Consider the following 10,513-nt stretch of genomic DNA (forward strand, 5'->3'; position numbering starts at 1 on the left):
TTATGTTATATTTGCTACAATTTAATTATAAATAAGTCGAAAGATGTTTGAGGAGGATTTTATTATGAAATCAACAGGTATAGTTAGAAAAGTGGATGAACTTGGAAGAATTGTTATTCCTATAGAATTAAGAAGAACTTTGGATATAGATATCAAAGACGCTTTAGAAATCTATGTGGACGGTGACCAAATTATTCTTAAAAAATATGAGCCAGCTTGTATTTTCTGCCAAAATGCAAGAGACGTTGTAAACTACAAAGGTAAGAATATTTGTAAAGATTGTCTTGCTGAATTAGGTTCAGGCAAATAAATTATAAAACATAAGTCTTTATTACATAAAAAATAGATATCCATATGGATATCTATTTTTTATGTTTTTAATCTAAACTCGCTACCACACTTTGAGCAAGTTACGATAATTTTACCCTTATCTCTTGGTACTCTTAATTTTTGTGTACATTTAGGACAATTAGTTATTATATATTTTCGTCTTTCTCTTAATTTATCCATAGGTTTATATTTTTTAATCTTATTATTATTCTGTTGCATATATTGTTTCATGTTTCGTTTTAAATCCTTAAGTTTATGATTAAATTTTGTTTTTATATTTTCTATAATATATCTTTCATTATTTCCCATATGTGCACTTATAGATCTACTTCTCCAAATTGAATAGACAATAAGTGCCACACCTAAAATCCATAAATACCTAGTTACAATCAAAAATATTCCTACAGTAAAGGTTATTTTTAAAAAACTATCCGATTCATAAAATTCTCTAGCAGTTTTAACAGTCATTTATACTATTCCCCCTATTATTTTATAGGAGAGATACTAATTTTTTCTATCTCCCTTATTAGTCTTATACCTTATATTATATTTTAACACTATAAACCACAAATTATTATAAACTTTCTGTAAAACTATTTTAAACAAAGTTTATAAAATTTCAAAAAAAAACTGAGCATATGCTCAAGTTTTTTCCCAAAATTCAGAAACCTTATTTTCCGCCTCAGTATTACTATTTATTTTATCATAATGCTCCCATTCCTTTGGGTATAGTCTTCTATACCTTTGCTGAAGGAATCTATCATCTATTAAAAGAACAATTCCTTTATCCTCTTCTGTTCTAATTACTCTTCCGGTCGCTTGTAGCACTTTATTCATACCTGGGTACATGTAAGCATATTCATAACCAAAATTATTTTTATTATCAAAATATTCACGAAGGATCTCTTTTTCATAGCAAATCATAGGAAGCCCCACACCAATTATTACTGCGCCGATTAATTTGTCCCCTTTTAAATCAATGCCTTCGGAAAATATCCCACCTAAAACTCCAAATCCTAAAATATTTTCATAAGGACTACTACTAAAGTTTTGGAGAAACATTTCTCTATCGTCTTCAGTCATAAAATTCGTTTGAACACACAGGTTAATATTGGGATACTTTTCATTAAATTTATTACTTACTTCATCCATATATTTATACGAAGGAAAGTACACCATATAATTTCCTATTTTGGCATTTATTACTGAATATATATACTCTACTATTTTAGGATAACTGTTTTCTCTGTGATTGTATTTTGTAGAAATATCTTTTGCTATCATTAATTTAAGTTTATTTTTGTCAAAGGGTGAATTTAGAGTTAAGTGGTAATCTTCGCTTTCTCCTCCCAAAATTTCTTTAAAGTATAATAGTGGTAGTAGAGTTGCAGAGAAATACACTACAGACCTTCCCCTTTTAGATGCTTCTCTTAAAAGGGTAGAGGGATCTAAGCAAAATATTTTAAGTACCACATCATCCTCTATAATCTCTACGTAAGTTATGTATTTTTCATCATAAAGTTCAGCTATTCGAATAAAACTGAGAGAATTAAAATACAACTCTAAAAAATTATCATATATTTCAGATTTTTCATTTTTAGTTAACCATACTTCTAATAGTTTAGTAAGATTACTAAGTAAATTACATGCATCCACAGGCCCTGCCTTCTGTTTATAGTATCCCTTTTCATCACACATTCTCTTCATACTGTTCATAAATGAGTTTAATTTGTTAAGTGCTTTGTATAAGTGGTCGTCCAAACCTTTTATATTCCGTTTAAGCCCTAAGAGTAGCTTTTTATGAATTGTCGCTGAAAACATTTCCCTAGCTCTATCCACTAAGTTGTGTGCTTCATCTACCAATATAGTATAGTCCCCATTGTTATCCATAAAGAATCTCTTTAGGTATACCCTAGGGTCAAATACGTAGTTATAATCACATATAACACAATCAGACCATAGTGTTAAATCCAATGCAAATTCGAAGGGACATACTTTATACCTATTTGAATAAATTTCGATTATATCTCTAGTAAATGTATCTTCACTTCTTAAAATATCAAGGAGTGCTTCATTAATTCTATTGAAATGTCCCTTGGCAAATTTACATTGTTCCGGATTACAAGCACTGCCTTTGCTAAGACATACTTTATCCTTTGCTGTCAGTGTAATAGTCTTGAATTTAAGTCCATTTTCTTTCATTTTTGTAAAGGCTTCTTCTGCGACTTGCCTCGTTATAGTTTTAGCCGTTAAGTAGAATATTTTTGATGTATGACCTTCTCCCATTGCTTTTACTGTTGGGAACAGTGTAGATATAGTTTTGCCAACTCCTGTAGGGGCTTGGAGAAATATTTTTTTACGCTCTACAACTGTTTTATATATAGATACCGCAAGTTCTCTTTGTCCTGACCTATATTCCTGAAAAGGAAATTTCATGCCTTGTATACTATCATCTCTCTTTTCATTCCACACGCTTGCAATATTTGCCCATATAAAATATCTAGAAATAATATCGTAAAAGAACTCTCTTAGCTCACGGTCAGTAAAACTTTTAATGAATCTCTTGGTTTTCTCAGAATTTATTTCGTAATACGTTAATTGTACATTAATAATCGGAACATCATTTTGAACTGAGTATATATATGCATAGCACTTAGCTTGAGCCCAGTGAAGGCCGTTATAATCTTCCTCTATTAGTTCTAAATCTCTAGTAACTGTTTTAATTTCATCTATAGTAACTTCATTATTTTCTATTAGAATGCCATCGGCGCGACCATCAATAACAATTGTATCACCATTATAAGGTACACTATATTTCATACTAACTTCAGATGTGTATTCCTGTCCAAATATTATAGAATACTTGTCTCTGTTTTCCTTTTGAATTTTTTGATGTGCTTTGGTACCTTCCACCGCCCTACTGCTACCTCTAAACCTCATATCCAAATCTCCAGCTCTTAGTATAAATTCCACTAAATTACGAACTGATATTTTTATATCTCTATTTTTCCCCATAAATTATACCTTCTTTAATAATAAAATTTTAGCACATAAATTTTAGTTGTTTTTTTGAGAATCTATTTCCTCATCTAATTCATTTAAGTACGTCCATCTCATCATCAGATTTTCAATTTCAGATTCTACATTTTTTTGCTGCTGCATTAGCTTCTCCAAATATTCAAAATCACTACTTCCACCATTGGTTTTTCGATTAATTTCTTCAAGTTCTAATTCCTTTTTCTCAATTGCATCATCAATTCCTGAGAATTCTTTCTGTTCTTTAAATGTAAACTTCAAAGGCTTATCTTTCTTTCCATCGTCATTTTTACTTGTTTTATCTTCTTTATCTGCTATATCATTATCCACAAGTAAATTAGAATTCTTTTCTATATACTCTTGATACTCAGAATAATTCCCTACAAATTGAACTATTTGCTGATTTCCTTCAAAACTAAATATTTTTTCAGAAACTCTATCTAAAAAATATCTATCATGAGATACCGCTATTACAACACCTGCAAATCCGTCTAAGTAGTCTTCTAGGACCGCTAGCGTCTGAATATCAAAATCATTGGTTGGCTCATCTAAAAATAGAACATTGGGAGCCTCCATAAGAATTCTTGCTAAGTATAATCTCCTTTTTTCACCACCAGATAATTTAGAGATAAAAGAATACTGAGTGGTTCCATCGAATAAAAATCTCTCCAGCATTTGGGAAGCTGTAATTTTCTCTCCATCACTAGTAGAAATATATTCTGCTCCATCTTTAATATAATCAATAGCTCTCATATTTCCATCCATAGCACCATTTTCTTGATGAAAGTATCCAATTTTAACAGTTTCGCCCCATTCTATTAGCCCGGAATCTTGACTTATCACTTTACTTAAAATATTCATAAGCGTAGACTTTCCTATACCATTAGGACCTATAATCCCCACTTTATCTCTCTTAGTAAAGACATGACTGAAATCTGCAATTAACTTATTGTCGCCATAAGCTTTATAAATTTTCTCTACATTAATAATCTTCTTTCCAAGTCTTGTGGATGCTGATGATAATTCTATCTTATCATTCGATATATCAATTTGACCTTCTTTAAGTGTTTCAAATCTGTCAATTCTAGCCTTTTGCTTAGTTGTTCTAGCTTTTGCTCCCTTCCTAATCCATGCAAGTTCCTTTTTAAATAAGCCCTGCCTTTTCCTCTCAAGCGAATCCATTAAAGCCATTCTTTCAACTTTTTTTTCTAAAAACACACTATAATTTCCTTGGTAACTATATAAGTTGCCCTTATCAAGTTCTAGAATTTTATTTGTTATCCTATCTAGAAAATATCTATCATGGGTAATCATTAGTAATGCACCTTTTCTGTTATTTAAATAGTTCTCTAGCCAATCTATTATAATATTATCCATATGATTTGTAGGCTCATCTAAAATTAACAAATCAGAAGGAGTAATTAGTGCACTACATAATGCCACTCTCTTTTTTTGTCCTCCGGAAAGGTTTCCTATTCGCTCCTTAAAATCTGTTATGCCAAGCTTTGTAAGTATACTTTTAGCCTCATTTTGAACTTGCCATCCATTAATTGCATCCATTTTATTATTGAGATTCATTAAGATTTTTTGAAGGGACTCATCTTCTGGAGTCTCTTGCAATTTTTCTATAATAGCTTCATATTCCCTTATAACGTTCATAACGTCAGTATCACTTTTAAAAATCTGCTCCATCACTGTAGCCTCTGGTTCAAATTCAGGCTCTTGAGGTAAATATTCTATATTTATCATACTGCCCTTCAAGATCCTTCCTGCATCAGGAACTTCAATTCCAGCTATTATTTTTAAGAAAGTGGATTTACCTGTACCATTAACCCCGATTAATCCAATTTTATCTCCATCACTTATACCTAGTGATGCTTTATCAATGAGTACTCTCTCACTATAACTTTTACTCACTTCTTCTATTGTTAACAAATTCATATATAAGTACCATCCTTTTCTTGTTGTAACTTCCTACTCTAATTATAACCAAAAAAACACCCTAGGGCTAGTGGAAATTTATCATAGACAAATTTTCCCCTACCTATAGAGTATATTTACGGCGAAGATTTTGGATTATAATATAAAATTATCCCTGTTTTTTATACGCATTTAAAAGTGGATTATTAATTTTCTTTTGTTTAGCTAAACTAATTTGAAATTCTTGTAATTTATTTTGTAAATCAATTATTTTATACTTAGAGGATTGTAGTTGAAATCTCATTTCTTTATTTTCTACTTTAATTTTTTTATTTCCCTGGATTTGTTCTTTAGTGGCATCTTGCATAGTCTTTAACTCTTGCTTGTTTTTTATATTTTCTTGCTCTAAGTTTCTTATATAATCACTATTTTCTATGTTTTTACATTTGTTCAATAGTTCCTGGTTATATGCTTCCATATGCGTTAACTGTTTTTTAAAACCTTCTAACTGCACTGTTATTTCTTCGTCGTGTTTTTTTAAAACTACAACCTCATTTGAAAGTTCCGTGCAAAGTGAATTACTTTTAAACATTTCATCACCTAAATTTAGAGCAGTTAAAATTGCTGCTGAGGAAGTGTTAAGCTTTTCATTGTTGCCCATTATACTCTTTATTTTCTTGTCAACATGGCTAGCTACAACATGTAAATATTCTTCTTTTTCATTACCTTTTAAATTGTATTCAATACCATTGATCTTTATTGTTACAATGTTCATCCAAAACACCCTCTTAGACAGATTAGTTGTATTCATTGTACCACAATTTAGTTTTTAATAAAACCAATATTTTCAAATTATGCAATGAAAATAAATCCCCTTATTACTAAGGGGATTCCATTTGTAAATTTATCTAAGTTCAGCCCCTAGTTTATGCTCAAGGGTTCTCAATATTTTTTCATGAACCTTATTTACTTCTTCATCTGTTAAAGTCTTATCCTCTCGTCTATATACTATAGCATAGGCAATACTCTTCTTACCTTCAGATATTTGTTTACCTTTATATACATCGAATAACTTAGCACTTTCTAAAATATTACCACCTTGTTTTACAATTACATCTTCAATATCTTGAACCAAAATTGCATCCTCAACTATCAGCGCAATATCCCTTGTTACAGCTGGAAATTTCGGAAGCGACTTATATTTGTTACTAAAGTCAGCATGCTTATATAATAAATCTAGGTTTAATTCTGCTATATAACATCTCTCTTCCACTTCATAATTTTCTGATACGACCGGATGAATTTCTCCAACCACACCTATAAGTTCTCTTTTAACGTATAAATTCGAAGTTTTACCAGGATGAAAAGTCGGATTTTCAGACTCTCTTTTAAATGATGTCTTTTTTATTCCTAAACTATCTACTACATTTTCCACTACACCTTTTAAATCTAGATAATCAAGGTTTCCATACATTCCTATTGTTAATATATTACTTTCGCACGGAAGTTTATTCATATCATCATTTGGAATATAAACTTTGCCTATTTCAAATAATCTAGCCTCTTCATTATTTCTCGAATAATTTCGACCTAATGATTCCATCATGGATGCTATAGTTGTAGTTCTCATTATACTATAATCTTCTCCTAGCGGATTTTTTATAGTAACTACATTTCTAAGTTCACTATCGTCTGGAACTAAAATTTTATTAAATATTTTAGGACTTACAAAAGAGTAGCTTATAGATTGATTAAGTGCACTACCAATTAAAGAAAGAACTACTTTATCTTCTAATTTTTGCTTTTCACTTTTCCCACTTTTAAAAGTTTCACATTTGGACAACGTAGATGGTATATTATCATATCCATATATTCTAGCAATTTCTTCTGCTACATCTTCTCTTATATTGATATCAGATCTAAATGTAGGTACCTGTATTATTAAATAATTACCTGTCATTTCTGTGGATAATTCCAATCTATCTAAATACATTTTCATATCCCTAATAGATATTTCAGTTCCTAAAAAGCAATTAATCCAGTTGAAGTCTACTTCTAAACTATGAGACTTTAGTTTTTTAGGGTATACATCCACACACCCCTGCATTATTTCACCAGCACCTAATTCCTGAACTAAATTACATGCTCTATCTATTGCCATTTGGGCAAGTTCAGGATCCAAATCCTTTTCAAACTTAGTAGAAGCATCTGTTCTTAAATATAATTTTTTGGAAGCTAGTCTTATATTAACTCCATTGAAGTTTGCACTTTCAAATATTACTTCCATAGTATCTTCCTCAATTTCGGAATTTAAGCCTCCCATAATACCTGCAATACCTATAGTTCTCTCTCCATCTTTTATGCATAAAATATTCTCATCTAATTCTCTTTCTACTTCGTCTAAGGTAGTAAATTTCTCTCGAGCGTTTGCTCTTTCAACCACTATACTATTAGTAGTAATTTGCCTTGCATCGAATGCGTGCATAGGCTGACCAAGTTCTAGCATAACAAAGTTTGTAATATCAACTATATTATTTATTGGTCTAATTTCTGCCTCTAGAAGTCTTTCTTGCATCCACTGTGGGGATGGCTCGATTTTAACATTTTTTATTCCCTTTAACATGTATCTTCTGCAAAGTTCATCTTTAACATCAACCTTATAAGTTTCTTCCACATTCGCAGTAGAAGTAGCTTTATAATTCACTGCTGGTTTTCTATATTCGGTGCCTAAAGTTGCAGCAGTTTCTCTTGCTATACCGAGCACACTATTACAATCTGGTCTATTTGAAGTTATTTCAAAATCTATTACTACACTTTGAAGTTTTAAAACTTCTTTTATATCTTTTCCAATAGGAGTATCCTCAGGAAGTATCATTAGACCATGAACTGGTTCGTCCCCAGCAATTCCAAGTTCTTCCTCTGAGCAAAACATGCCATTTGAAAGTATACCACGAAGCTTACCTTTTTTAATCTTCACTCCCCCATGTAAGCTTGATCCATGAAGTGCAACCGGTATAATATCCTGTTCACTCATATTATCAGCTGCTGTAACAATTTGTATTGGTTCTTTTAGTCCAACATTTACTTGACATACAACTAGCGTGTCAGCATCCGGATGTTTAACTATTTCTATTATTTTTCCTGCTACAACATTTTCTATTTCAGCACCTGATATAATAACCTCTTCTACTTTTGAACCAGACATAGTAAGTCTGTCGCCAAGTTCTTTTGGTGAAATATCTATATCTACATAATCTTTAAGCCATTTAACTGGAACTTTCATATAGTATCCTCCTAGTAATTAATTTATGTTTCATATTTTATATCCATATTTTAGAATTGTTTTAGGAATCTCATATCACTTTCATAAAGTGCTCTAATATCATCTATTCCATAATTTAACATTGTAATCCTATCTAGTCCAAATCCGAATGCAAATCCGCTATAAACTTCAGGATCAATTCCACAATTCCTTAAAACCTGAGGGTGAACCATTCCACAACCCAAAAGTTCTATCCAGCCACTACCGTTACAAACTTTACAACCTTCTCCTTTACACACAAAGCAAGTTGCATCCATTTCTGCAGAAGGTTCTGTGAATGGAAAATGGTGTGGTCTAAACTTTGTTTCCATTTTATCTCCAAACATTTTTTGTGTAAATAGCTCTAAAGTTCCCTTCAAATCAGCAAAAGTAATACCCTTAGCCACTACTAGTCCTTCAATCTGATAAAAAATAGGTGAGTGAGTAGCATCTAATGCATCTGAACGATAAACTTTACCTGGAGAAATCATTTTTATAGGTGGCTTTTGAATCTCCATAGTTCTTATTTGCACTGGTGAGGTTTGGGTCCTTAAAACTATACTATCATTTATGTAAAAAGTATCTTGTTCCCCTCTTGCAGGATGATCCTTTGGTATATTCAGTGCCTCAAAATTATAATAATCCTTCTCTACCTCTGGCCCCTCTTCAATAACGAATCCCATAGATAAAAATATTTCATTAACTTTTTCAAGAGTTAATTCTAATGGATGTCTTTTACCTACTGTTTGTTTTTTTCCTGGCATAGATATATCTACCACTTCGCTTTTTAGCTTTTCTTCTCTCTCACTATTTTTCAAATCATCTGTGGCTTTAGTTATAAGAGTTTCTATATCCTCTCGAACTTCATTTGCAAGTTTACCAATTATTGGTCTCTCTTCGTTTGACAACTTACCCATGCCTCTTAGTATTTGTGTTAGTTCTCCTTTTTTGCCTAAATACTTAACTCTAACATTTTCTATTTCCGTTTTAATAGCCGCTACTTTTAATTCTTCTAAAGCTGAAGCTTTTATAATTTTTAACTTTTCCTGCATGATGAATTCCCCTTTCATATTAATGTATTTCTACATTCTTTACTTTTTTATAAAACAAAAAAAATCCGCCCCTTATGAAGGGACGGATTATCCGCGTTACCACCCTAATTGACTGAAAACAGTCCTCTTAGATAAAATTATCGATTCTAACCGCTAACAGTTACTTTGTTTCACTATTAGAACTCAGGAGTGAATTTCAATATAAAAACTTCTTAAGAAAGCTCTCAGTCTAAGGCTTCTTATCCCTGTACCAATTTTTGTATCTACTGTCTCCATCACAGTTTATTACCTATTAATTTATGAAAGTATAAAAAACATTATAACCGTAAACGATAAAAATTTCAACTATAAACCAATAATTATATATTATTTTTCTGCCTTACTACTTCATATATCATAATTGACGCTGCTACTGCTGCATTTAGAGATTCTGCACCACCAGGCATAGGAATTTTTATTTTAAGATCAGATATAGCGTACACATCTTCACTTATTCCATTTCCTTCATTTCCAACAGTTATAATAACTTTTCCCTTTAAATGTATATCATAAAAATTTTTATCACATTCCAGTGAACTAGTAACTAACTTAAATCCATCATCTCTAAGCTTTTCTACTGTTGATAAATCACTATCATAAATAACAGGCATTTTAAAAATAGACCCCATTGTAGCTCTTAAAGTTTTTTCATTATAAATATCCACTGTTCCTTTTGTAATTATAACTCCCAGAGCCCCTGCTGCATGTGCAGTTCTAATTATAGTTCCCATATTTCCAGGGTCTTGAATTTTATCAGCTAGCACATAAAATCCATCCTCATATCTAATCTCTACCAGCTTATTTCTAACTATAGCAATAATACCTTGTGGATGCT

Annotated in this window: 8 protein-coding genes and 1 other annotated feature; of the genes, 1 reads left to right on the plus strand and 7 read right to left on the minus strand. The window is 31.3% G+C overall.

The window, feature by feature from the left end:
* Window positions 1-64: 64 nt before the first annotated feature.
* Window positions 65-310: an AbrB/MazE/SpoVT family DNA-binding domain-containing protein gene (locus ACJAX4_RS05880; RefSeq protein ID WP_071614011.1), complete on the plus strand. Its 246-nt coding sequence runs from the start codon at window positions 65-67 to the stop codon at window positions 308-310.
* A 59-nt stretch (window positions 311-369) separates the two neighbouring features.
* Here the strand turns inward: ACJAX4_RS05880 and ACJAX4_RS05885 are convergent, their stop codons facing one another.
* The 7 genes from ACJAX4_RS05885 to ACJAX4_RS05915 all read right to left on the minus strand — a co-directional run.
* Window positions 370-798, minus strand: a complete 429-nt coding sequence (locus ACJAX4_RS05885; RefSeq protein ID WP_435788522.1) for a hypothetical protein — start codon at window positions 796-798, stop codon at window positions 370-372.
* A 174-nt stretch (window positions 799-972) separates the two neighbouring features.
* On the minus strand, window positions 973-3,345 hold the full coding sequence (locus tag ACJAX4_RS05890; RefSeq protein WP_435788523.1) for an ATP-dependent DNA helicase: 2,373 nt from the start codon (window positions 3,343-3,345) through the stop codon (window positions 973-975).
* A gap of 42 nt (window positions 3,346-3,387) precedes the next feature.
* Window positions 3,388-5,307, minus strand: coding sequence for an ABC-F family ATP-binding cassette domain-containing protein (locus tag ACJAX4_RS05895; RefSeq protein ID WP_435788524.1), 1,920 nt, complete (start codon window positions 5,305-5,307; stop codon window positions 3,388-3,390).
* A gap of 148 nt (window positions 5,308-5,455) precedes the next feature.
* Window positions 5,456-6,061 carry a cell division protein ZapA gene (locus ACJAX4_RS05900; RefSeq protein ID WP_435788525.1) on the minus strand — a complete coding sequence of 202 codons (606 nt, stop codon included), beginning with the start codon at window positions 6,059-6,061 and terminating at the stop codon, window positions 5,456-5,458.
* A 129-nt stretch (window positions 6,062-6,190) separates the two neighbouring features.
* Entirely contained in the window at window positions 6,191-8,569 is a 2,379-nt protein-coding gene (gene pheT, locus ACJAX4_RS05905; RefSeq protein ID WP_435788526.1) for a phenylalanine--tRNA ligase subunit beta, read from the minus strand.
* A gap of 50 nt (window positions 8,570-8,619) precedes the next feature.
* The gene (pheS, locus tag ACJAX4_RS05910; RefSeq protein ID WP_435788527.1) at window positions 8,620-9,639 is read right to left on the minus strand and encodes a phenylalanine--tRNA ligase subunit alpha; all 1,020 of its coding nucleotides are present in this window, start codon (window positions 9,637-9,639) and stop codon (window positions 8,620-8,622) included.
* Window positions 9,640-9,714: 75 nt separating this feature from the next.
* Window positions 9,715-9,927, minus strand: a binding site (T-box leader).
* Window positions 9,928-9,998: 71 nt separating this feature from the next.
* A partial coding sequence (locus ACJAX4_RS05915; RefSeq protein ID WP_435788528.1) for a TrmH family RNA methyltransferase occupies window positions 9,999-10,513 on the minus strand: 515 nt, incomplete at its 5' end.

The organism is Clostridium sp., assembly GCF_051278035.1.
In the GTDB taxonomy this organism is placed as follows: Bacteria; Bacillota; Clostridia; order Clostridiales; family Clostridiaceae; genus Clostridium_AD.

What these genes read in the sequence shown, in the direction of transcription:
- ACJAX4_RS05880 (WP_071614011.1), top strand. Translation starts at nt 65, where the DNA reads ATGAAATCAACAGGTATAGTTAGAAAAGTGGATGAACTTGGAAGAATT.
- ACJAX4_RS05885 (WP_435788522.1), bottom strand. Translation starts at nt 798, where the DNA reads ATGACTGTTAAAACTGCTAGAGAATTTTATGAATCGGATAGTTTTTTA.
- ACJAX4_RS05890 (WP_435788523.1), bottom strand. Translation starts at nt 3,345, where the DNA reads ATGGGGAAAAATAGAGATATAAAAATATCAGTTCGTAATTTAGTGGAA.
- ACJAX4_RS05895 (WP_435788524.1), bottom strand. Translation starts at nt 5,307, where the DNA reads ATGAATTTGTTAACAATAGAAGAAGTGAGTAAAAGTTATAGTGAGAGA.
- ACJAX4_RS05900 (WP_435788525.1), bottom strand. Translation starts at nt 6,061, where the DNA reads ATGAACATTGTAACAATAAAGATCAATGGTATTGAATACAATTTAAAA.
- pheT (WP_435788526.1), bottom strand. Translation starts at nt 8,569, where the DNA reads ATGAAAGTTCCAGTTAAATGGCTTAAAGATTATGTAGATATAGATATT.
- pheS (WP_435788527.1), bottom strand. Translation starts at nt 9,639, where the DNA reads ATGCAGGAAAAGTTAAAAATTATAAAAGCTTCAGCTTTAGAAGAATTA.